Raw genomic sequence first — 23,516 nt, 5'->3', positions numbered from 1 at the left:
GGGTTAATCAGCGCTGGTCGATCCCTTGACTGACTGGCATTAGGGCAGGCCCCGTCAATCGGCGGCGATGAGCGGCTCGGGCCGGGCAACTACGCTGTCTCAGACTGCAACAACTGTCGCGAAACTAGACGTGGCAGATCGCGTCCGGGCATGGCCCAATGCAGTCAAATCAGCGTAAGTGATTGATAAAAAAGCTTATCGGCAAGCTGGCACGCTCTGTGTATTGCACATCTCAGACGTTTCTCTAGCCTCCGTCAGCGGATCAAAGCCGACGGCAGAAACCATAAAAACGATAAGCCACAACAATAAGAACGCACCGTGCGAGGTTCGACGTTGATGAAGAGAAAACTCCGATCAGGCATGAGCGCCAGCCTGCTGGCCGTAGCCGCTTGTGTAGCGCTGCATTCGCCTCATAGCCTGGCAGCCCGCGACGCCCAGACCATCCTCAAGGAAACCTGTCAGGGCTGTCACACCCCCGAAGCCGATAACGCCCTGAGCCGCATCAGCCACCAGCGCAAAACGCCGGAAGGCTGGTTGATGAGCATTGCCCGCATGCAGACCATGCACGGCTTGCAGATCAGCGATGACGACCGCCGCACCCTGGTCAAGTACCTGGCTGACACCCAGGGCCTGGCGCCGAGCGAAACCGACGGCGTGCGTTATGCGCTGGAGCGGCGACTCAATACCGTCGAGCAGTTCGACGACCCAACCCGCCAGATGTGCGGCCGCTGCCACTCCGGTGCGCGGGTGGCCCTGCAACGGCGGCCGGCGCAGGAGTGGGAACGCCTGGTGAATTTCCACCTCGGCCAATGGCCGTCCCTGGAATACCAGGCGCTGTCCCGGGACCGCGACTGGTTCGATATGGCCCGCAAAGACATGGTGCCGCTGCTGGCCAAGCGTTATCCGCTGGACAACCCGGCCTGGAAAAAATGGCAGAGCGCGGCACCAAAGGCCGAGGCCCTGGTGGGCGACTGGAGCTTCAGCGGCCACTTGCCGGGCAAGGGTGAACTGGCCGGTGTCATGACCGTGAGTGCCGATGGCAGCGACACCTTCAAGGTCAGCGTCAAAGGCCAATACGCCGACGGCAGCCCGTTCAATGGCGACGGCAGTGCGATTCTCTACACCGGCTACGAATGGCGCGGCAACGTGACCATCGATGGCGTGACCATGCGCCAGGTGTTCGCCGCTCAAGGCAATGCGATGCAGGGCCGGATGTTCGAGGCCGAGCACGACGAGCGCGGCCTGGACTTCGTTGCCGCCAGGCAAGGTTCCAGTCGTTTGCTGGCGGTGCAGCCGGGCTATCTGAAAGCCGGCAGCGAAACCGAAGTGACCCTGATTGGCAGTGGCCTGACCGGCAAGCCGGACTTCGGCAAAGGCGTGCAAGTGCTCGAAGTCGTCTCGCAGAGCCCGGAGCAGATCAAGGTCAGACTCAAGGCCGCCGCCAATGCCCAACCGGGTGCGCGCGCGGTCAGTGTCGGCACGCTGAAAGGCCCGAGCCTGTCGGTGTACAGCAAGATCGCTTCGGTCAAAGTGGTGCCGGAATTTTCGGTAGCACGGATCGGCGAGGGCGGCGGTTCGACGCCGAAAGTCCAGGGCCGTTTCGACGCAGAAGCCTGGGGCAAGGGCGCCGACGGCAAGCCGTACCGCATCGGTGTGTTCCCGGCGCAGTGGAAAGTCGAGGCCTTCGACGACCGCGCGAGGGAAGACGAAGACGTCAAGTTCGCCGGCACCATGCAGGCCGATACCGGCGTGTTCACCCCGGGCGATGCCGGGCCGAACCCGGCACGCAAGATGTCCACCAACAATGCCGGCAACCTCAAGGTGATCGCCGCCGTCGACGACGCAGGGAAATCCCTGACCGGCGAAGGCCACATGATCGTGACCGTGCAACGCTGGAACAATCCACCCATTCCGTGATGTGCCTGGCGTTCAACGATTCAGACACTTTTCGGAATGACCGCAAGCCCCGCAGACCGGGGCTTGCACAGGAGGTTGGTTATGGGCGCTATCTTGAATCTGGTCGAACGCAACCTGCACGAAGTGCAGGTCGATGCCGACCGCATGCTGTTTCACATCCCCAGCAGTTCGCTGTTCGCCAGCGATGAACTGACGGGCACCATCATCGATACCTTGCGCGGGCCCGGTTGTTCCTCGGACGACCTGATCCAGCGCCTGGCCGCGCGCTTCAACGGCGAAGAAGTCACCGAGACCCTGCGTGAATTGATGGCCCTGGAACTGGTCAGCGATGGCTCGCCGCTGACCCCGGACATCGCCACCAAGCGGGTCGAGCGCACGGCCATCAACACCGTGGTGCTCAACGTCAACACCGGCTGCAACCTGAGCTGCACCTATTGCTACAAGGAAGACCTCGACAAACCGTCGGCGGGCAAGAAGATGGACGTCGAGACGGCGATTGCCTCGGTGGAAATGCTGCTGCGCGAATCCCCGGACGAAGAGCGTTTCACCGTGGTGTTCTTCGGCGGCGAACCGCTGAGCAACCGCAAGCTGATCGAGTACATGGTCGACTATTGCGAGAAGCGTTTTCGCGAGGCGGGCAAGTTCGTCGAATTCGTCATGACCACCAACGCCACGCTGCTCACCGAAGAAACCGTGGACTACCTCAACGCCCACCGCTTTGGTTTGTCAGTGAGCATCGACGGGCCGAAGACCGTGCACGACCGCAACCGCATCACCGTGGGCGGGCAGGGCACCTATGACGTGGTGCGGCGCAAGGCCGAGATGTTGCTGTCGCGCTACAACAGTCGTCCGGTGGGCGCGCGGGTGACCCTGACCACCGGCGTCACCGACGTCGAAACCATCTGGGATCACCTGTTCAACGAACTGGGTTTTGCCGAAGTCGGTTTCGCCCCAGTGACCTCCGGCGATATCAGCACGTTCAACCTGACCAGTGACGAGCTGATCGAAGTCTTCGCCAACATGAAGAAGCTGGGTCGTCGTTACCTGGAAGCGGCGCTGGAGCACCGCAACATCGGCTTCTCCAACCTGCACCAACTCATCACCGACATCCATGAAGGCCACAAAAAGGCCCTGCCGTGCGGCGCGGGCCTGAAGATGCTGGCGGTCGATCACAAGGGCGAACTGAACCTGTGCCACCGCTTTACCGGTTCGAGCCTGCCGACATTCGGCAACGTCCACAGCGGCGTGAAACAGGTGGAGTTGAACGACTTCCTGTCCCAGCGTCTGGACCGCAGCAACACCGGCTGCGAGGACTGCCAGATCCGCAACCTGTGTTCCGGCGGCTGCTACCACGAGAGCTACGCCCGCTACGGCGACCCGACGCACCCGACCTATCACTACTGCGAACTGATGCGTGACTGGGTCGACTTCGGCATCGAGGTCTACACCCGGATCATGGCCAATAACCCTGCGTTCATCAGCAGCTACATCACTCCGCGCAAGGCTCACTGATATGAAACATCTCAAGGCAATCAATAACAAAGCGTTGAAGCTGGATCAGGCCGCGGATGAAAACCGCATTGAAGAAGTGGTGGCCATGAGTTCCGTGGCGGGCTGTGCCTCGACCACCGACCCGGGCTGGGAAATCGATGCGTTTGGTGGTGTGTCGTCGCTGTGCCAGCCGATGGAGGCCGACCTCTACGGTTGCTCCGACCCTTGCTGGTGGCCGGCCCAGGTGCCCGACATGATGAGTACCTACCCGGACTGGAACAAGGATGCCCAGGCGTCCAACGAAAACTGGCGCAACCTCGGCACTGTCTTCCCCAAAGACAAGTGATCACAGAAGAAGGATTCCAGCATGCGTAACATCAAAGCCTGCGGCCTGGCCGCGTTCGCCGTCCTGAGCAGCTGTTCTGTCAGTGTTCTGGCCGATGAAAACACCGCGCTGCAAGTCGGTCACGAATACATGGTGACCACCAACTACCCGAACAACCTGCACGTGATCGACCTGGCCACCGACACCCTGTTCAAGACCTGCAAGATGCCCGACGCCTTCGGCCCCGGCACCGTGCAATTGTCGCCGGACCGCAAGACCGCCTACGTGCTGAACAACCACTATGCGGATGTCTACGGCGTTGAGTTGGACAACTGCAAGCAGGTGTTCCACGCCAGCATCACCCAGAAGCCGGGGGAGAAGGCCAAGTCGATGTTCGCCTTTACCCTCAGTCACGATGGTAAGGAGTTGTACACCGTCGCCAACCCGACGCTGATGATGAATGACCGCTACGAAGTGCAGCAGCCACGGCTCGACGTGTACAAGACCGACGCCGGCATGGACGCCAAACCGGTGCGCAGTTTCCCGGCGCCGCGCCAGTTGACCATCATGCAGAGCGGTGACGACGGCACGCTGTATGTGGCGGGGGCGGATGTCTACAAGGCCAATGTGCAAACCGGCAAGTTCGACGTGCTGATCCCCAGTCGTCACTGGAAACGCCCGAACTACAGCGCGCCGGACGTGCTCTACGTGTGGAACCAGCAGACGTACCGGCATGACTTCTCGCTGCTCTACACCGCGGCGAAATTCAAGGACAAGAAACAGGACCCGGCCACCGCCGAATACCTGTACGGCCTGTTCAGCGTCGACCTGAAGACCGGCAAGACCGAGACCACCGACTTCGGCCCGCTGACGGAAATCTACTTCACCGGCATGCGCTCGCCCAAGGACCCGAACCTGATGTTTGGCGTGCTCAACCGCCTGGCCAAGTACGACATCAAACAGAAGAAAATGCTCCAGTCCGCCACGCTCGATCACTCGTACTACTGCATTTCCTTCAATAAGGACGGGAGCAAGATCTACCTGGCGGGGACCTTCAACGACGTGGCGATCTTCGATGCCGACAGCCTGAAGCAGACGGGTAGCATCAAGCTGCCGGGCGGGGATATGGCGATTACCACGGCGCAGATTTTTGTGCGGTAGTGTGCGGCGCCTGGACTGACGCCATCGCGAGCAGGCTCGCTCCTACAGGGTTCCCGGTCAGGCACAAAACTTGTGTTCACCGAAAATCCACTGTAGGAGCGAGCCTGCTCGCGAAGAGGCCCTGACAGGCGCTAAAGAGTCAAACCCCTGGCACCGGACACCCTAGATCCCCCTCCTGACACTTCAGGTAAGTCTTGAACGTCTTCACCCGTGCCTTGGTCAGCTCCGTCGTGCAATTGCTATAGATCAGCGGATACACACTCCCGCCTTCCACTCCAGACGCCGAGAACTTGCACTCGGCATCGCGGAACGCAACCCACGCACGCTGCGCACCCACCAACTGCTTCTTGCTGTCCGGGTTGCTCTTGAGTCGCGAAGTGATCTGCTGGTACAGCGCATTCAATTCCTTGTCGGCGGCCGCATTCTGCTGCGCCGCGCACTGGTTCATCGCCGCCTGGTCTCTGGCATTGTCGCAGTCCACGGCGAACGCCATGGAGGTGAACAGCAGGGGCGTCAGCGCCAAGAGTAAGCGTGGGTTCATGCTGGAGCGCTCGTTGTGACCGAAAGAGAGGTGCAGTGTAGCGCCGAGGGGCATTCAGCCCGCTACGCTTGCCATTGCGCGTGTTTGTCTACCGAATCGTATTCCAGCCATGGCACGTCATGGGCCGTCCAGATATGCGCCTGGGGCGTCATCAGCGGATCGGTATCCAGTGTCGCCACACGAACAATCACGTGCGGCTGGGCCGGCCGTTCGGCTATCAGGTGTGAACCGCAGGCCGAACAGAAATACCGAAATTTGCCCGGTGACGATTCGTAGCTCGTCAGCCGATCTTGCCCCTTGATCCAGTGAAAGTGCTCGCGCATGACCCCGGCGGTCGATGCAAAAGCCGCTGCGTGTGCCTTGCGGCAGGTTTGGCAATGGCAGTGGCTGATGGGCATGTCCAGGCTATCGAGTTCGTATTCGATGGCTTTGCACAGGCAACTGCCGTGCAATTTTTTCATGGCGCTATCCTTTTCTATGCTGTTTCGAGGGTGAACGTTAACTGTTTCGACCCTCTGACTTTGTGATTGCGCCAGAACTATCCGCGTAAATGCAATCGAATGTCTCGGGCATGGTTGATTGCACATCCCGATTGGTACAACTTTAGGGTTGATCGTGTGGTCTTACTGACTACTGTTCAAGTACAGGAGGTGACTTATGAACCCAGCATCTGATCGCATCGAAAGGAAAGTCCTGCTCAAGGCCAAGCGTTCACAAGTCTGGCGCGTGCTGGCCAATGCCGAAATGTTCGGACGGTGGTTTGGTGTGGCACTGGAGGGCAAGCGTTTTGTGGCAGGCGAGTGGACTCAGGGGCAGGTTACCTACCCCGGTTATGAGCATTTGCGCTGGAACGTACTGGTAGAGCGGGTCGAGCCGGAACGGCTGTTTTCGTTTCGCTGGCACCCCTATGCCGTGAAACCGGAAGTCGATTACTCCCAGGAGCCCACCACACTGGTGAAATTCGAGCTCGAAGACATGGACAACGGCACGTTGCTCAAGGTTTCCGAGTCCGGTTTCGATCACATTCCCCAGGCCCGTCGCGAAAAGGCCTTCCGCATGGACAGTCGTGGCTGGGAAGAGCAAATGAACAATATCGAGCAGTTTTTGACCGAAAATGCCAAAGCCCACGAGCAGTAGGGTGGCTGAAGTCGGCTCGGAGCCTGTGGCGTCCAAGGGTTTTCGGAAGGGGGTACATAGCGAATGTCTTACACGCGATGGTAGCAATGTCGCCTGTTACAAATTGGATCCGATGCGTAATCTTGCCTCACCCACTGAAGCACAGGATGTGCTCAGGATCATGGATGATCGACCATCTGCAAGGAACGCTACGACAAGGAGTCGTCATGGTCTTGGAAAAACCCGCTTCGGCGGGTTTTTTTGCGTGCATGAAAAGTCGTGCTGGCAGGAACCGGGGTTCCCGCCGCCATCTTTTCACTGTCGGTCGAGTTTCGCCGCCGCGCGCTCGGTGATCTGCGCCCGCAGCTTCAATGAGCCGGCAGCCCGCTGGCGAGCCTCCTCCAGCACACTGGCCGGGGCCGTCTCGGGGCTGCCCGCGCTAAACGGTGGGGCCGGGGCGTATTCCAGTTGCAGCTGCACCAGCTCGGCGGTGGCCTGGTCGAACAGCTCGGCGGCCAGGGTCAGGGCGAAGTCGATACCGGCGGTGATGCCGCCACCGGTCAACAGGTTGCCGTCGCGAACCACCCGGTCTTTCACCGCGATTGCGCCCAGCGGCTTGAGCAGTTCGTGATACGCCCAGTGAGTGGTGGCGCGTTTGCCTTTGAGCAATCCCGCCGCGCCCAGCACCAGCGCGCCGGTGCACACCGACGTGATGTAGCGGGCGTTGGCGGCCTGAGCCCTGAGAAAGTCCAGGGTCTGGTCATCTTCCATCAACGGCCCGACGCCACTGCCACCGGGCACGCAGATCACGTCCAGTGCCGGGCAATCATCGAAGGTGGTGGTCGGTTTCAACAGCAGACCGGTGCTGGCGGTGACCGGCATCAGGTCTTTCCAGATCAGATGCACTTTCACATCCGGCAGCGAGGCCAGCACGTCATAAGGGCCGGTCAGGTCCAGCTGCTGAACCTGTGGAAACAACAGAAAACCGATCTGCAACGTCATGGTGTTTTTCTCGTGAAGTGGGTGGACGGTTTGACTGTAGGCTCGTAGGCTTTGGCGCATACGCCAATATCCCCACGAATTACGCCAAATGTCGAAAATCATCCATGTACTCGCTTTTGCCAACGTGCAATTGCTCGACGTTACCGGGCCGCTGCAGGTATTCGCTTCGGCCAACGACATTGCCCGTCAGCAAGGCCTGCCGCGACCCTACGCGCCGACGGTGATTGCCAGCGGCGGCGGGGCGGTGATGTCGTCGGCGGGGTTGGCGCTGTTGGCCGAGCCATTGCCGGATGGGGGCAGCGATACCCTGATCATCGCCGGTGGCTGGGGTGTTTACGCAGCGGCGCAAGATGCGCCGTTGGTCGCCTGGGTGCGCGAACATGCCCATGGCTGCCGGCGGGTTTCTTCAGTGTGCACCGGTGCGTTTCTGCTGGCGGCCAGCGGCTGGCTCGATGGCCGGCGCGTGGTCACCCACTGGACCCGTTGCGAGCAACTGGCGCAGCAGCACCCGTGCTTGCAGGTCGAGCCCAATCCGATCTTCATCAACGACGGTCCGGTCTGGACCTCGGCCGGAGTGACTGCCGGTATCGACCTGGCATTGGCCATGGTCGAACAGGACCTGGGGCGCAACCTGGCCCTGGAGGTCGCCCGGCAACTGGTGGTGTTTCTCAAGCGTCCGGGTGGCCAGTCGCAATTCAGCGTAACCCTGTCCCTGCAACAGGAAGGCAACCGTTTCGACGAACTTCACGCCTGGATCAGCGAAAATCTGACCAAGGACCTGGGCATCCCGACCCTGGCCTTGCAGGCCGGCATGAGCGAACGCAGCTTTGTGCGCCACTACCGCGCCGACACCGGCCAGACCCCGGCCCGGGCCATCGAACTGATCCGCGTCGAAACCGCACGGCGTTTGCTCAGCGACACCGGTGTGCCGATCAAGCGGTTGGCGGTGCAATGCGGCTTCGGCAGCGAAGAAACCCTGCGCCGCAGTTTCCTGCGGGCCATGGGTGTGACGCCGCAGGCTTATCGGGAGCGGTTTTCGGTCAGTGCCAGCGCAGATCCAGTAGTGTCTTGAGCCACCTTCTGCCTGAGCTCGAACATTGTTTACCTGTACTCACGGCTGCCAGAAGCTTTTCTCCCCACTCAACCTCCGGTCCAGAAAACACGCCGCACTGATCAATGCCAGGTGCGTCAGCGCTTGCGGTGTATTGCCCATGTGCCGCCCATGGCTGTCGAGCTCTTCGGCATACAACCCCAGCGGGTTGGCGTACCTGAGCAACTGTTCGAACTCCAGATGGGCCTTGTCCAATTGGCCGGCGCGGGCCAGGCATTCGACGTACCAGAACGAGCAGGCGGCGAAGGCGCCTTCGCTGCCGGGCAGGCCGTCGATCTGACGGTCGTCGTTGCGGTAGCGGTAGACCATGCCGTCGCGCACCAGGCTCTTTTCGATGGCCTGCAGGGTCGCCAGCCAGCGCGGGTCGCGGGCGCTGACGAAGCGCACCAGTGGCATCAGCAGCATCGAGCCATCCAGGCCGGTGCCGCCGATGTGCTGGACGAAATGCCCGCGCTCTTCATTCCAGAAGTTCCCCCAGATGTCGGCGTAGATCGCCTGACGGGTCTGGTCCCAACGCGCGAACGGTGCCGGCAGCGAACGTTTTGAGGCGAGGCGTATGGCGCGGTCCAGGGCGACCCAGCACATCAGCCGTGAATGCAGGAAATGGTATTGCCCGCCGCGCATTTCCCAGATGCCGACATCCTTTTGCTCCCAGGTTTCGCAGACCTGATCCACCACCTCCACCGTGTGTTTCCAGCCTTCATGGGAAATGGCTTCGCCGTATTTGTTGACCAGGTAAATCGCGTCCATCAGCTCGCCAAAGATATCGAGCTGAACCTGTTCGTAGGCCTGATTGCCGATGCGCACCGGTTGTGCGCCAGCATGGCCGGACAGGTGCGGCAGCTCGACCTCCGGCAACTCCTGACGACCGTCGATGGCATAGAGAATGTTGAGCTTCATCGGCCTGCCCTGACAGTCGCTGAGCCGCCCGCGCAACCAGCGCATGTAGGCATTGGCCTCTTCGACGAAGCCCAGGCGCATGAATGCATAGACAGTGAACGAGGCGTCGCGGATCCAGGTGAAACGGTAGTCCCAGTTGCGTTTGCCACCGGGGCTTTCCGGCAGGCCGAACGTCGCGGCGGCGAGAATGGCGCCGTGTTTGCGCGAGGTCAGCAGCTTCATTGCCAGGGCCGAGCGGTTGACCATCTCGCGCCAGCGGCCGCGGTAGTTGGACTGGCCGACCCAGTCGCGCCAGAACTTGAGGGTACGTTGCAGGCACAGTTCGGCAGCGCCTTCCTTGAAGCGAGCATCGTTGACGGCGCCGAGGAGGAACTGGCCGGTCTGGTCTTGTTCGAGGGTGAATTCGGCGACCGCCACATTGGCGTCGATGCGTAAGGCCTGATCCGAAGATAGCCGCAGCGACGGTTGACTGGCGGCCTCGAAGATCACGTCCCGCTTGTCCACGCGTGCGTGGGCCGTGGCACGGGCGTAGTCATGGCGCACAGCGCAACGCATGTGGAAAGTGGCGCTGCCGCTGACCACGCGGATCCGCCGCATCAGCAGTGGCAGGTCATCTTCGGTGTCGCCGACCGGCAGTAGATCGGTGACTTCGACCACGGCGCGATCACTGAGCCAGCGGCTCAGCAGCACATTGGTGTCGGGCAGGTAAATCTGTTCGCGGCGGGCATCGGGCAAGTCCGGCGACAACTGGAAAATCCCCGCCTCGGGGGTGTCCAGCAGCGAGCAGAAGATCGACGGACTGTCGAACTCCGGCCAGCAGAAAAAATCCACACTGCCTTTGTCGTTGACCAGCGCCGCACTGCGCATGTCGCCGATGATGCCGTGGGCGTCGATGGAGCTTTGGCGTTCGGGGTGATCAGCCATTGTCGCAGTGCTCCGGGAAACTGGGGCCTAAATAGCTGACTGGTTTGGGTGGCCGAGAGTTCATTTGGCGAAGGGTGTGAGTTGTCTGTTCTGGCCCCTTCGCGGGCAAGCCCGCTCCTACGTTGGACGGTGTACACCCATCAACTGTAGGAGCGAGCTTGCTCGCGATGGGGCCTTCACATTCAACCAACAAATTGCTGCTTCCCCGGCAATCAGCCGTTATGGCAACGTGCAGTCCCCTGATGAGACCCGTCCCATGGCAAACCCCTATCGCGAGTTGTTCAAAGCCCCCGGCAGTGGCGCATTCGTGCTGGCCGCAATGATCGCGCGCATGCCGATTTCCATGACCGGCATCGGCCTGATCACCATGCTTTCACAGTTGCAGGGTGGCTACGCAATGGCCGGCGCGGTGGCGGCGACGTTCGCCCTGGCCACGGCGTTTTGCGCGCCGCAAGTCTCGCGGCTGGTGGATCGGTATGGCCAGGGGCGGATTCTGCCCGTGGCGGCGTTGCTGGGCGGTGGGGCACTGTTGCTGCTGTTGCTGTGTACGCGGTTGCAGGCGCCGCACTGGACGCTGTTTGTCTTCGCCGCGCTGGCCGGTTGCATGCCGAGCATGTCGGCGATGGTGCGGGCACGCTGGACCGAGGTGTATCGCGGCCGCCCCGAGTTGCAGACCGCCTACGCCCTGGAGTCGGTACTGGACGAAGTCTGCTTCATCGTCGGGCCGCCACTGTCGGTGGGGTTGTGCGTGGTGGCATTCCCCGAGGCCGGGCCGCTGGCGGCTTTGCTGGCGCTGGCCATCGGCGTCACCGCATTCGTGTTGCAGCGCAGCACGGAGCCACCGGTGCATCCCCATGAAGAACACCATCAAGGCTCGATCATCCGTTCCCGCGACATTCAGTTGCTGATGCTGTTGATGGTGGCCATGGGCACCATCGTCGGCGTGGTGGACGTGGTCAGCGTCGCCTTCGCGCAACATCAGGGCCAACCGGCGGCGGCGAGCATCGTGCTGTCGGTGTATGCCATCGGCTCGTGCCTGGCCGGGTTGGCGTTCGGTGCACTGCGCTCGAAAGTGCCGCTGGCGCGCCTGTTCCTGTACGGCGGGGTAGCGACGGCGGTGACCACCTTGCCGTTGCTGCTGGCGACGAACATTTTCGGCTTGTCCCTGGCGGTGTTTATCGCCGGCCTGTTTTTTGCCCCGACGCTGATTGTCGCCATGGCCCTGGTCGAGCAGATCGTGCCGCCGGCCAAACTCACCGAAGGCCTGACCTGGCTGGTGACCGGCCTGAGTATCGGCGTGGCGATCGGCGCCGCCGGCTCCGGCTGGCTGGTGGACGCCTTCGGTGCACGCAGCGGGTTCTGGCTGGCGATTGCGGCGGGGGCGGTGGTGCTCGGTTCCGCGATCCCGAGCTATCGCCATTTGAGGTAAGGCCAACACAGTACCTGTGGCGAGGGAGCTTGCTCCCGTCGGGTTGCGCAGCGACCCCAAAACCATTCACGGTAAGTGTCCAGTTACACCGCATTCGCCAGTTTACGACTGCTGCGCAGCCGAGCGGGAGCAAGCTCCCTCGCCACAGGTCTGTGTGCAGTTCAACTCTGGTGTGCGACTAATTCCCAGCACACCTCATCCGTTCTCTTTACAGACAACTTTCGAGGAAAGCCCGGTGACCCCGCTGACATTGCTGTGCCTGCCCTATTCGGGCGCGAGTGCCATGGTCTATAGCCGCTGGCGGCGAAAACTGCCGCAGTGGCTCACGCTGCAACCGGTGGAACTACCGGGGCGGGGGGCGCGGTACGGCGAGCCCTTGCACACCGACATGCGCCGCCTGGCGCTGCAACTGGCCCTCGAACAGAAAGCCACGCTCAAGGCGCCGTACGCGCTGTTCGGGCACAGCATGGGCGCGCTGCTGGCCTGCGAGATAGCCCACGCGTTTCGCGCGCTGGGTTGCCCGGAGCCGGTGGCGCTGTTCGCCTCGGGCACCGCCGCACCGACGATGCGCGCCGACTACGACCGGGGCTTTTCCCAACCGAAAACCGACGCCGAACTGATCGAGCAACTGCGCACCCTCAACGGCACCAGCGAAGAGATCCTGGCCAATGAAGAGTTGATGAGCCTGACCCTGCCGGTGCTGCGCGCGGACTTCCTGCTGTGCGGGCGTTTCGAACCGGTGCAGCGGCCGTTGCTCAAGTGCCCGGTGCACGTGCTCGGCGGCAAGAGCGACCGCGCCAGCGCCGAACAGTTGATCGGCTGGAGCCAGGAAACCCGTGGCAGTTTTTCGGTGGACATGCTGGCGGGCGGGCACTTCTTCATCCATGAGCAGGAAGCGAAGGTGCTGCGGGTGATCAAGGATCAGCTTGAGGTACATCATCGACGGCTTTCCATGGCTGCTGTTGGTTAACACCCTCCTCAAACTTCACTGGATCCCTGTGGGAGCGGGCTTGCTCGCGAAAGCGGTGTATCAGACGCTATGTATGTGACTGACACACCGCCTTCGCGAGCAAGTCGAATCGTCGCACCGCAGCTCCCACATTTTTGAACTGCAACCACCACGGTTTTTCGTGTTTTACCCTCACTCCTGATACTTGTCCCCATCCGCTAATTTTTCCCGCCTGCATTCGTTTTATAGGCACGACGCGCCTTTGCGCCTGCTGCCTACTGATGCGGATGCCGATAGATGAATGCTGAAGACTCCTTGAAACTCGCTCGCCGGTTTATCGGGTTGCCCCTGGAAAAGCGCCAGATGTTCCTTGCGGCCTTGCACAAGGAGGGCGTGGATTTCGCCCGTTTCCCGATCCCCGCCGGCATCGAGGCCGAGGATCGCCAGGCGCTGTCGTACGCCCAGCAACGCATGTGGTTTCTCTGGCAACTGGACCCCCACAGCGGCGCCTACAACCTGCCGGGTGCGGTACGGCTGACCGGGTGCTTGAATCTGTCGGCGCTGGAGCAGGCGTTCGCCAGCCTGGTGGCGCGGCATGAAACCCTGCGTACGGTGTTCCAGCGTCAGTCCGACGACAGCTTGCAGCAAGTTCCTGCCACGGTGCCGCTGCGGATCGAACAGGTGGATTTCAGCACATTGCCTGCCAATGAACGCGAACGTGCCGTGGCTGAAAACGCCGAACAACAATCGGTACAGCCGTTCGATCTGTCGACCGGCCCACTGCTGCGGGTCACCTTGCTCAAGCTCGCCGGGCTTGAGCACGTGCTGTTGCTGACCCTGCACCACATCGTGTCTGACGGTTGGTCGATGAACGTGCTGATCGACGAATTCATCCGCTGCTACGACGCTTTCGATGCGGGTACCCAACCGCAGCTGGCAGCGTTGCCGATCCAGTACAGCGACTATGCCCTGTGGCAGCGTCGCTGGCTGGAGGCGGGCGAGCAGGCGCGGCAACTGGCGTATTGGCAGGCGCAATTGGGTGATGAACATCCGGTGCTGGAATTGCCCCTGGACCATTCGCGCCCGGCGATGCCGAGCTATCGCGGCACCCGTTACGAATTCGCGGTCGAGGCGCAACTGGCCGAGCGATTGCGCAGCACCGCGCAGAAACACAACATCACCCTGTTCATGCTGCTGCTCGGCGTCTTCAACGCGCTGCTGCATCGCTACACCGGGCAAACCGACATCCGCGTCGGCGTGCCCATCGCCAACCGCAATCGCGCGGAAATCGAAGGCCTGATCGGCTTCTTCGTCAACACCCAGGTGCTGCGCACGCAACTGGACGGCCAGACCCGGGTCGATGACCTGCTGCGCGCCATCAAGGAAACCGCCCTCGGTGCCCAGGCCCATCAGGACCTGCCGTTCGAGCGCCTGGTCGAAGCGCTGAAACTCGAACGCAGCCTCAGCCACACGCCGTTGTTCCAGGTGATGTACAACCACCAACCGCAGGTGGCCGACATCGCCTCGGTCAGCACCGCGTCCGGTCTGGAGCTGGGCAGCATCGACTGGCAAAGCCGCACCACCCAGTTCGACCTGACCCTCGACACCTGGGAGAAGGGCGGCAAGCTGCATGCCGCGCTGACCTACGCCAGCGACCTGTTCGAGGCCGATACCATTGCGCGCATGGCCGGGCACTGGACGCGCCTGTTGCAGGCGATAGTCGACGACTCGACGCAAAAAATCGGCGAGTTGCCGATGCTGACGGCGGATGAGCAGCAAGTGCTGGTGCAGGACTGGAACCGTACCGCCGAGATCTATCCGGTCGAGCAGTGCCTGCACCCGTTGATCCAGGCCCAGGCCCGACGCACTCCCGACGCGCCGGCGCTGGTGTTTGGTGAACGCCAGCTCAGCTATGCGCAACTCGACGCCCGCAGTAATCAACTGGCGCACTGCCTGCGCGAACAGGGTGTCGGCCCGGATGTGCTGGTGGGCATCTGCCTTGAGCGTTCCCTGGAGATGGTCATCGGCCTGTTGGCGATTCACAAGGCCGGTGGTGCCTACGTACCGCTGGACCCGGAGTACCCGTCCGAACGCCTGGCCTACATGATCGACGACAGCGCGATTGGCTTGCTGCTCAGCCAAAGCACCTTGATCGGCGCACTGCCCACCGAAGGCGTCAAGGTCATCGCTCTGGATCAGGAACAGGACTGGCTCGACGGCTACAGCGAGACCTGCCCGCCGGTTGAAGTGCATCCGCTGAACCTGGCTTACGTGATCTACACCTCCGGCTCCACCGGCAAGCCCAAGGGCGCCGGCAACAGTCACGCGGCGCTGGTCAACCGCTTGTGCTGGATGCAGCAGGCTTACGGGCTGGATGGCTGCGACTCGGTGCTGCAGAAAACCCCGTTCAGTTTCGACGTGTCGGTGTGGGAATTCTTCTGGCCGCTGATGACCGGCGCGCGTCTGGTGGTAGCGCCGCCGGGAGCGCATCGCGAACCGGCGCAGTTGATCCGCCTGATCGATGACTACGGCATCAGTACGCTGCACTTTGTGCCGTCGATGCTCCAGGCGTTCATCCACGAACCGGGTGTGGAGGCTTGTAACGGCCTCAAGCGCATCGTCTGCAGCGGTGAAGCCTTGCCGCTGGATGCGCAATTGCAGGTGTTCAAAAAGCTGCCGGGCGCCGGGTTGTACAACCTGTATGGCCCGACCGAGGCGGCAATCGACGTCACCCACTGGACCTGCATCGACGAAGGCGCCGAAAGCGTGCCCATCGGCCGACCCATCGCCAACCTGCGCACCCATGTGCTGGATACGCAATTGCTGCCGGTTCCGGCCGGTGTGACAGGGGAGTTGTACCTCGGCGGCGCCGGGCTGGCGCGCAGTTATCACCGGCGTCCGGCGCTCAGCGCCGAGCGATTCGTGCCGTGCCCCTTCCATGACGGCGCGCGCTTGTATCGCACCGGCGACCGCGTGCGCCAGCGTGCCGATGGGGTGATCGATTACCTCGGACGCCTCGACCATCAAGTCAAATTGCGCGGCCTGCGCATCGAGCTGGGAGAAATCGAAACCCGCCTGATGCAGCATGCGCTGGTGCGCGAGGCCGTGGTGCTGGTGCAGGGCGGCAAGCATCTGGTGGCGTATCTGGTGCTGGAAAATCCCGATGCCGACTCGCAGTGGCCGCAATCCCTCAAGGCCTGGCTGCTCGGCAGTCTGCCGGAATACATGGTGCCCACTTACCTGATGCCGCTGGACGCCTTGCCGGTGACCGCCAACGGCAAGCTCGACCGCAAGGCCCTGCCGCCACCCGACGCGGCGCCGCAACAGGCATTCGTCGCGCCGCAAGATACGATGCAGACCACGCTGGCGCAGATCTGGCAGGACGTTTTGGGGCTGGAACGTGTGGGGCTTGAAGACAATTTCTTCGAGCTCGGCGGAGATTCGATCATTTCCATCCAGGTGGTCAGCCGCGCCCGCCAGGCGGGTATCCGCCTCAGCCCGCGTGATCTGTTCCAGTACCAGACCGTGCGCAGCCTGGCGTTGGTCGCGGCATTCGACAGCCGCAGCAGCATCGATCAAGGCCCGGTCAGCGGTGAGGTGATCCTGACCCCGGCGCAGCATTACTTCTTCGAACAGGCCATCGCCCAGCGTCGGCACTGGAATCAGTCGCTGTTGCTGACGCCGCGTGAGCCATTGAATCCTGAAACGCTGGAAGCTGCGCTGGTTGTGGTCATCAATCACCACGATGCCTTGCGTTTGCGCTTCATCCAAGGTGCAGAAGGCTGGCAGCAGCGTCATGCATCACCGGTTGAATCTTCAGCATTGTGGCAGCGCCGTGCGTCTTCGACCGAGGAACTGACTGGGCTCTGCAATGAAGCGCAATGTAGCCTCGATCTGGCACACGGGCCGTTGTTGCGCGCCTTGCTGGTCAACCTCGACGATGGCAGCCAACGCCTGCTGCTGGTGGTCCATCACCTGGCGGTGGACGGGGTGTCGTGGCGGGTGTTGCTTGAAGACTTGCAACAGGCTTACCGGCAAGTGGCACTACCCGAGAAAACCAGCGCCTATCAAGCCTGGGCCGCGCACCTGCAACAGCATGCCGGCACCGTCCTTGCGCAGATGCCGTACTGGCAGGCGCAACTGGCGGATGCCCAGAACCTGCCATGCGACAACCCGCAGGGCAGCTTGCAGCAGCGCCACGGGCACAAGATCGAAACGACACTGGACGCCGAACTGACCCGACTGCTGCTGCAACAGGCCCCGGCGGCCTATCGCACCCAGGTCAATGATCTGTTGCTCACGGCGCTGGCGCGGGTCATCTGCCGCTGGACCGGGCACGGCTCGACGCTGATCCAGCTTGAGGGCCACGGCCGCGAAGAGCTGTCGGACGACATCGACCTGAGCCGCACGGTCGGCTGGTTCACCAGCCTGTTTGCGCTGCGCCTGCAACCCGAGGCCGGGACAGCGAACTCAATCAAGTCGATCAAGGAACAGCTGCGCGCCATTCCCGGCAAAGGCCTGGGTTATGGACTGCTGCGCTACCTCGGTGAACCGGCGCAGCGCCAGGCATTGCAAGACCTGCCGGCGCCTCGGATCACCTTCAATTACCTGGGGCAGTTCGACCGTCAGTTCGACGACGCCGCGCTGTTCGTCCCGGCCCCGGAAAGCGGCGGCCAGGCCCAGGGCGACGATGCACCGCTGGCCAACTGGCTGACCGTGGAAGGCCAGGTGTATGGCGGACAGCTCTCGCTGCAATGGGGCTTCAGCCGTGACATGTATGCCGAGTCCACGGTGCAACGACTGGCCGATGCCTACACCGAAGAACTCAAGACACTGATCGAACATTGCTGCACGACAGCGGCAGGCCAGGTCACGCCGTCGGACTTCCCGCTGGCGCGCATCACCCAGGCACAACTCGATGCCTTGCCCGTTGCGGCACCGGCCATCGAGGACGTTTACCCGCTGACGCCGATGCAACAGGGCATGCTGTTCCATACCCTGTACGAACCCCAGGCCGAGGCCTACATCAATCAATTGCGCCTGGACATCCAGGGCCTGGACCTGGCGGCATTTGGCCGGGCCTGGCAAGCGGCGATCAACCGTCATGACATCCTGCGCAGCAGTTTCCACTGGCTGGGACTGGAATCCGCGCATCAGGTGATTCATCGCCAGATCGACCTGCAACTGCAAGTGATCGAAGCAGCCGACATCGACCTCGAAGCACTGGCCGCCGAGGAGCGCAGCCGCGGCTTCGAACTCAGCGCCGCGCCGCTGTTCCGCTTGCTGCTGGTGCGTCGGGGCGGTGAAAACTGGCACTTGATCCATACCAGCCATCACATCCTCATGGACGGCTGGAGCAACGCCCAGTTGCTCGGCGAAGTGATCCAGCACTATGCCGGCCAGACGTTGGCCAGGCCATTGGGGCAATACCGCGACTACCTGGGCTGGATTCAACAGCAGCCGCTGCTGGCCGGCGAGCAGTTCTGGAAACAGGCGCTGGCGCCGCTGGAAACCCCGACGCTGCTGGCGCAAGCCTTGCCGACGCCCGCCGAAGGGCACGGCATGGGCGAACATCAATTGACCCTTGAAAGCGCCGCGCTACAGCGCCTGAGCGATTTTGCCCGCCAGCAGAAAATCACCCTCAATACCCTGCTGCAAGGCGCCTGGGGTCTGTTGTTGCAGCGCTACACCGGCCAGCCCTGTGTGGCGTTCGGCGCAACCGTTGCCGGACGCTCCGCGCCGTTGCCGGGCATCGAGCAGCAGTTGGGGCTGTTCATCAACACCTTGCCGATCATTGCCAGTCCGTCAGCGAGCCAGTCCGTGGCCCGGTGGCTCAACGACCTGCAAGCCCTGAACCTGAGCCTGCGCGAGTTCGAACATGTGCCGCTGTACGACATTCAGGGCTGGGCCGGGCAGCAGGGGGCGCTGTTCGACAGCCTGCTGGTGTTCGAGAACTTCCCGGTGGCCGAAGCCCTCAAGCAAGGGGCGCCGGCAGGCCTGACCTTCGGCGCGCTGCACAATCACGAAATCACCAGTTACCCGCTGACCCTGGGTATCGAAGTCGGCGCCAGCCTGCGTCTGGATTTCAGTTTCGACCGTTCCCGGTTCAGCGCCGCGCAGATCAGCCAGTTGGGCGCCCGCCTGTTGCAGGTGCTGGAGCAGTTCGTCGCACAGCCCCAACAGGCATTGGGCGCGGTCAGCTTGCTGGATGCACAGGCCCGAGCAAAGGTGTTGGCGTGTTCCCGTCCGCCTGCACCGCCAATCGCTAGCTCGTTGCTGGCCCATCAGCGTTTCGAGCAGCAAGCGGTACGCACCCCCGATGCACTGGCGGTGATGGTCGGTGACGAGCGCCTGACCTACGCCCAGTTGAATGCACAAGCCAACCAGCTCGCCCATCGCCTGCGCGCCCAGGGTGTGGCGCCGGGGCAGCGGGTGGGCCTGGCGGTGCGACGCAATGCGCAGATGATCGTCAGCCTGATGGCGATCCTCAAGTCCGGCGCCGGTTATGTGCCGCTCGACCCGGATTACCCGGCCGAGCGCTTGGCCTACATGATCGAAGACAGCGGCATGCACCTGCTGCTGGCGCAAACGGGGTTGCTGACCGATGTAGCGCTGCCACAAGGTTTGCCACGGCTGGCGCTGGAGCCGGGCGCACACGCCGGGTATTGCACCGACAACCTGGTCAACCTCGCCAGCGCCGAAGACCTCGCCTACCTGATCTACACCTCCGGCTCCACCGGACGGCCTAAAGGCGTGTGCCTGGCCCATGCCGCACTGCGCGAGTTTTGCGTGATCGCGGCGGACTATTCACAACTCACCCCGCAAGACCGCGTGCTGCAATTCGCCACGTTCAGCTTCGACGGCTTTGTCGAGCAGTGCTTCCCGCCCTTGTGCGTGGGTGCGGCGCTGGTGATGCGCGGCGATGAGCTGTGGGACACCGACACCCTCTATCGCCAGATCATCGAACAGGGCGTGACCCTGGCGGATTTGCCGGCGGCCTACTGGTTCCTGCTGGCTCAGGAGTGGGCCGCGCAACCGCAGCGGGACAAGGGGCGTTTGCGTCAGGTCCATGTCGGCGGTGAAGCCATGTCGCTGGCGGGCCTGAAGCTGTGGCACGCCGCTGGTTTGGGTGATGTGCGCCTGCTCAATACCTACGGGCCGACCGAAGCCACGGTGGTGTCCAGCACCCACGCATGCACGCTGGCCGATACCCGCAATCACCTTGGCGTACCCATCGGCAAAGCGCTGCCGGGGCGTGCGCTGTATGTGCTGGACAGCGAAGGGCACCTGCTGCCCACCGGTTGCGTCGGTGAATTGTGCATCGGCGGCGATGCCGGCCTTGCCCAGCGTTATCACCTGCGACCGGGCCTGAGCGCGGAGCGCTTCATCGCCGATCCGTTTTCCGCCACGCCGGGGGCGAGGCTGTATCGCAGCGGCGACCTGGCGCGCTATCGCGAGGACGGTGCGCTGGAATACCTGGGGCGTATCGATCATCAGGTGAAGATTCGCGGTTTCCGGGTCGAGCTGGGTGAGCTGGAAGCGCACCTGCAAGGCCTGCCGATGATCAGCGAAGCCGCGGTGCTGGTGCACGAAGGCGTTGGCGGCAAGCAATTGATCGGCTATGTGGTGCCGGCCTCGGATGAACTGCTGGCCGCTGATGCGCGTCAACTCACCGACACCGTGCGCCGCGCCCTGGGCGAGCGCCTGCCGGACTACATGCTGCCGGCGCAACTGGTGTTACTGGTCGCATTGCCGCTCAACCGCAACGGCAAACTCGACCGCGCCGCGTTGCCGCCCCCGCAGGTCTGGGAGGCCGAAGCCGGCAGCGCGCCCCAAGGTGCACTGGAATTCGAACTGGCGCAGATCTGGCAACAGGTGTTGCAAGTCAATCGCGTCGACCGCGAAAGCAGCTTCTTCGAATTGGGCGGGCATTCGTTGCTGGCGACGCAAATCATCTCGCAGATCCGTCAGCGTATGGGCCTGTCGGTGAGCCTGCGCAGCCTGTTCGAACATCCGCGCCTCGAGGATTTCGCCGCTCAGGTGCAGATGCTGCAATACAGCTGTGAACGCCCGGCGCTGGTGGCCGATACCTCTGGCGAACGCCAGCCGTTGTCCTTTGCCCAGCAGCGCTTGTGGTTCCTGTGGAACCTGGAGCCGGACAGTTCGATGTACAACATGCCGGGCGCCTTGCGTTTGCGCGGCGAGTTGAATCTGGCGGCCTTGCGCCAGACCTTCGAAACCCTGGTGCAGCGTCACGCCGTGTTGCGCACCACCTTTTACGAAGAGGACGGCCAGGCCTGGCAGCGGGTGCATTCGCAACTGCCGTTGAGTTTTGTCGACAGCGACCTGCGGCATCGGCCGGCACCGGACGTCGAAGCGCAGCAACTGGCCCGCGAGGAAGTCGCCCGGCCATTCGACCTGCGCCACGGTCCGTTGCTGCGGGTGCGGGTGCTGCGGGTCGCGGAGGATGAGCATGTGCTGTTGCTGACGGTGCATCACATCGTCGCTGATGACTGGTCGTTCCGCGTCCTGATCAATGAATTCGTCATGCTCTATCCCACCCTCAACCGTGGCCAGACCCCGCAACTGCCAGCGCACAGCGTGCAATACGCCGACTTCGCCAAATGGCAGCGCCAGTGGCTGGAGCAGGGCGGCGAGTTGCAGCGCCAGCTCGACTACTGGCAGCAGCGCCTTGCCGAGCCACAAGCAGTGCTGGAGTTGCCCGCCGATGGCGACCAGCGCACGGCGCAAGAGGGTGCCAGCGTCCATTTCACCTTCAGCGGCGAACTCAGCCAGCGGTTGCGCGACTTTGCCCAGCAGCGCGATCTGTCGCTGTTCATGCTGCTGTTGGCCGGTTTCACCCTGGTCCTGCGTCAGCGTACCGAGGTCAGCCGTGTGCGCATCGGCACCGATATCGCCAACCGAAATCAAGCCGGGATTGAAGAAATGGTCGGCTTCTTCGTTAACCAATTAGTACTGCAAGTGGAGATCGATGCCGAGCAGTCGGCGGCGCAGTTGTTGGACGCTTGTCGCCGGGCGGTACTGGAGGCTTCGGACCATCAGGACCTGCCGTTCGAGCGCTTGGTGGAGGCCTTGCGCCTGCCGCGCCGGGCCGGCCGTTCGCCGCTGTTCGACATCAAGTTGATCTATCAGGAAGGCGTCGGTCGCCTGCCGTCGATGGAGGGCTTGCAGGTAGAGGACTTTCCGTCCGGGCGTCAGGCCGCCGAGATCGGCATGGTCGCCGCGTTCTACAACGATGCCGAGCACATTCACTTGAGTTTCGAAACGCCGGCCGGCCAGTACCTGCCGAGCACGCTGGAGTGTTTGTTCGAACAGATCCGGGCGGTGCTCCAGGCGCTGATACGCGCTGACGGGGTGCACGTTGGTGAGTTGCTGGAGCTGGCGGCCGATGTGCAACGCCGTGCCGATGCGCGCTTGAGCGAGCAACGCAAGGCCTTGCTCGGCGGCGCCAAGGCGATCAAGCGTCGCTCGGCGAACCGTGGCGCGCCGGCACCACAGATCGCAGCGGACTGATTCAGTCGGTGGCGCCATCGAGCGCCGCCGTCATCATTTTCTGGAGGGGTTTATGACCGTATCAACGTCCAGGTCCATGCCCAAGATGGGTCGTGGTGCCCGCAAAAGCCTGTCCACCGATCCGACGCGGTTGGTGAGTTTCGCGCCGATGTTCGATGGCCTGAGCATGCCGTTGGTGTGCCGTCCGGCTGTGTCCGGCGTAAGCCTGGTGGAATGGGCGGCCCAGAATCGCGCGCTGATCGAAAGCAAGCTGCTGGAACACGCGGTGATTCTGTTTCGAGGCTTCCAGGTGGCCGATATCGGCGAGTTCAATCGCTGCGTCGACGGGATTTCCGGCGGTGCTCTGGAGTACCTGTTCCGCGCCTCGCCACGGACCCAGATCAGCGGCCAGTTCAAGATCTACAGCTCCACCGATTACCCGGCGCCGGAGAAAATCTTCCCGCACAACGAACACTCCTATTCGCCGGTGTTCCCGCGTCACCTGTATTTCTACTGCGACACGCCGTCGACTACCGGTGGCGAAACACCCTTTGGCGATACCCGCCGGATCCTCGCGCGGATCGACCCGGCGGTGCGCGAAGAATTTGCCCGCAAACGCATCATGTACGTGCGCAACTACGGCGACGGCATGGGCCTGCCATGGCAGACCGTGTTCCAGAGCGAGGACCGCGCCGAGGTCGAAGCCTACTGCCGCAAAATCGGCATCCAGGCCGAATGGAAACCGGGCAACCGCCTGCGCACCCGGCAGAACGGCCCGGCCATCGTGCGCCATCCACTGACCGGCGAGCGTATCTGGTTCAACCACGGCACCTTCTTCAACGCACTGACCCTGCCGGACAGCATCCGCGACAACCTGCTGCGTGAATTCGGCCCGCAAGACTTGCCGCAAAACACCTTCTTCGGCGACGGCTCGCCGATTCCCGACGAGGTGATTCGCCACCTGCAAGGCATCTACCGCGAGGTGATGGTCGAGTTCGCCTGGGAGAAAGGCGACGTGGTGCTGCTCGACAACATCCTCAGCGTGCATGCGCGCAACGAATTCACCGGCTACAGAAAAATCCTCACGGCCATGGCCATCGCGCAGAAAAGCGCCGACCTGGATCAGGAATAAGGACA

Annotated in this window: 14 protein-coding genes; 10 read left to right on the top strand and 4 right to left on the bottom strand. The window is 62.6% G+C overall.

Translation table 11 applies throughout. From position 1 onward, the window contains the following. The first annotated feature begins 336 nt into the window (after window positions 1-336). From peaA to peaD, 4 genes are all read left to right on the top strand, one after another. The gene (peaA, locus tag KW849_RS29935; protein WP_218433521.1) at window positions 337-1,917 is read left to right on the top strand and encodes a quinohemoprotein amine dehydrogenase subunit alpha; all 1,581 of its coding nucleotides are present in this window, start codon (window positions 337-339) and stop codon (window positions 1,915-1,917) included. Window positions 1,918-1,998: 81 nt separating this feature from the next. After that, window positions 1,999-3,429 carry a quinohemoprotein amine dehydrogenase maturation protein gene (gene peaB / locus KW849_RS29930; protein ID WP_218433519.1) on the top strand — a complete coding sequence of 477 codons (1,431 nt, stop codon included), beginning with the start codon at window positions 1,999-2,001 and terminating at the stop codon, window positions 3,427-3,429. A 1-nt stretch (window position 3,430) separates the two neighbouring features. Next, complete coding sequence (qhpC, locus tag KW849_RS29925; RefSeq protein ID WP_007971075.1) at window positions 3,431-3,754, top strand: quinohemoprotein amine dehydrogenase subunit gamma; 324 nt, start codon at window positions 3,431-3,433, stop codon at window positions 3,752-3,754. Window positions 3,755-3,775: 21 nt separating this feature from the next. Further along, the gene (peaD, locus tag KW849_RS29920) at window positions 3,776-4,894 is read left to right on the top strand and encodes a quinohemoprotein amine dehydrogenase subunit beta (protein ID WP_218433517.1); all 1,119 of its coding nucleotides are present in this window, start codon (window positions 3,776-3,778) and stop codon (window positions 4,892-4,894) included. 139 nt (window positions 4,895-5,033) lie between these two features. Here peaD and KW849_RS29915 read toward each other — a convergent pair whose 3' ends face one another. Then, complete coding sequence (locus KW849_RS29915) at window positions 5,034-5,435, bottom strand: lysozyme inhibitor LprI family protein (RefSeq protein WP_218433506.1); 402 nt, start codon at window positions 5,433-5,435, stop codon at window positions 5,034-5,036. A gap of 62 nt (window positions 5,436-5,497) precedes the next feature. Next, window positions 5,498-5,896, bottom strand: a complete 399-nt coding sequence (locus tag KW849_RS29910; RefSeq protein WP_218433503.1) for a GFA family protein — start codon at window positions 5,894-5,896, stop codon at window positions 5,498-5,500. A 196-nt stretch (window positions 5,897-6,092) separates the two neighbouring features. On the opposite strand from KW849_RS29910, the gene KW849_RS29905 reads away from it, so the two are divergent. Then, window positions 6,093-6,572, top strand: coding sequence for an SRPBCC family protein (locus KW849_RS29905; RefSeq protein WP_115947516.1), 480 nt, complete (start codon window positions 6,093-6,095; stop codon window positions 6,570-6,572). A 294-nt stretch (window positions 6,573-6,866) separates the two neighbouring features. On the opposite strand, the gene inhA is transcribed toward KW849_RS29905, so the two are convergent. Continuing rightward, a complete protein-coding gene (inhA, locus tag KW849_RS29900) occupies window positions 6,867-7,553 on the bottom strand; it encodes an isonitrile hydratase (RefSeq protein ID WP_218433501.1) in 687 nt (228 codons plus the stop codon). 88 nt (window positions 7,554-7,641) lie between these two features. Here inhA and KW849_RS29895 point away from each other — a divergent pair, with 88 nt between their 5' ends. Next, a complete protein-coding gene (locus KW849_RS29895; protein ID WP_218433500.1) occupies window positions 7,642-8,625 on the top strand; it encodes a GlxA family transcriptional regulator in 984 nt (327 codons plus the stop codon). 39 nt (window positions 8,626-8,664) lie between these two features. Here the strand turns inward: KW849_RS29895 and KW849_RS29890 are convergent, their stop codons facing one another. Continuing rightward, window positions 8,665-10,488: a glycoside hydrolase family 15 protein gene (locus tag KW849_RS29890; protein WP_218433498.1), complete on the bottom strand. Its 1,824-nt coding sequence runs from the start codon at window positions 10,486-10,488 to the stop codon at window positions 8,665-8,667. Between the two features lie 256 nt (window positions 10,489-10,744). Here KW849_RS29890 and KW849_RS29885 point away from each other — a divergent pair, with 256 nt between their 5' ends. The 4 genes from KW849_RS29885 to KW849_RS29870 all read left to right on the top strand — a co-directional run bounded on the left by KW849_RS29885 (window position 10,745) and on the right by KW849_RS29870 (window position 23,511). Further along, window positions 10,745-11,917: an MFS transporter gene (locus tag KW849_RS29885; RefSeq protein WP_218433496.1), complete on the top strand. Its 1,173-nt coding sequence runs from the start codon at window positions 10,745-10,747 to the stop codon at window positions 11,915-11,917. Between the two features lie 235 nt (window positions 11,918-12,152). Then, entirely contained in the window at window positions 12,153-12,887 is a 735-nt protein-coding gene (locus KW849_RS29880; protein WP_218433494.1) for an alpha/beta fold hydrolase, read from the top strand. Between the two features lie 276 nt (window positions 12,888-13,163). Beyond that, window positions 13,164-22,400, top strand: coding sequence for a non-ribosomal peptide synthetase (locus KW849_RS29875; protein WP_218433491.1), 9,237 nt, complete (start codon window positions 13,164-13,166; stop codon window positions 22,398-22,400). 52 nt (window positions 22,401-22,452) lie between these two features. Further along, a complete protein-coding gene (locus KW849_RS29870) occupies window positions 22,453-23,511 on the top strand; it encodes a TauD/TfdA family dioxygenase (protein WP_218433489.1) in 1,059 nt (352 codons plus the stop codon). Window positions 23,512-23,516: the final 5 nt, after the last annotated feature.

Source organism: Pseudomonas sp. PDM26, from assembly GCF_019219185.1.
GTDB lineage: Bacteria > Pseudomonadota > Gammaproteobacteria > Pseudomonadales > Pseudomonadaceae > Aquipseudomonas.
This window is presented reverse-complemented; position numbering and strand designations above follow the sequence as displayed.

Excerpts from the sequence above, each read along its gene's own strand:
- peaA (WP_218433521.1), top strand. The coding sequence starts at position 337 with ATGAAGAGAAAACTCCGATCAGGCATGAGCGCCAGCCTGCTGGCCGTA.
- peaB (WP_218433519.1), top strand. The coding sequence starts at position 1,999 with ATGGGCGCTATCTTGAATCTGGTCGAACGCAACCTGCACGAAGTGCAG.
- qhpC (WP_007971075.1), top strand. The coding sequence starts at position 3,431 with ATGAAACATCTCAAGGCAATCAATAACAAAGCGTTGAAGCTGGATCAG.
- peaD (WP_218433517.1), top strand. The coding sequence starts at position 3,776 with ATGCGTAACATCAAAGCCTGCGGCCTGGCCGCGTTCGCCGTCCTGAGC.
- KW849_RS29915 (WP_218433506.1), bottom strand. The coding sequence starts at position 5,435 with ATGAACCCACGCTTACTCTTGGCGCTGACGCCCCTGCTGTTCACCTCC.
- KW849_RS29910 (WP_218433503.1), bottom strand. The coding sequence starts at position 5,896 with ATGAAAAAATTGCACGGCAGTTGCCTGTGCAAAGCCATCGAATACGAA.
- KW849_RS29905 (WP_115947516.1), top strand. The coding sequence starts at position 6,093 with ATGAACCCAGCATCTGATCGCATCGAAAGGAAAGTCCTGCTCAAGGCC.
- inhA (WP_218433501.1), bottom strand. The coding sequence starts at position 7,553 with ATGACGTTGCAGATCGGTTTTCTGTTGTTTCCACAGGTTCAGCAGCTG.
- KW849_RS29895 (WP_218433500.1), top strand. The coding sequence starts at position 7,642 with ATGTCGAAAATCATCCATGTACTCGCTTTTGCCAACGTGCAATTGCTC.
- KW849_RS29890 (WP_218433498.1), bottom strand. The coding sequence starts at position 10,488 with ATGGCTGATCACCCCGAACGCCAAAGCTCCATCGACGCCCACGGCATC.
- KW849_RS29885 (WP_218433496.1), top strand. The coding sequence starts at position 10,745 with ATGGCAAACCCCTATCGCGAGTTGTTCAAAGCCCCCGGCAGTGGCGCA.
- KW849_RS29875 (WP_218433491.1), top strand. The coding sequence starts at position 13,164 with ATGAATGCTGAAGACTCCTTGAAACTCGCTCGCCGGTTTATCGGGTTG.
- KW849_RS29870 (WP_218433489.1), top strand. The coding sequence starts at position 22,453 with ATGACCGTATCAACGTCCAGGTCCATGCCCAAGATGGGTCGTGGTGCC.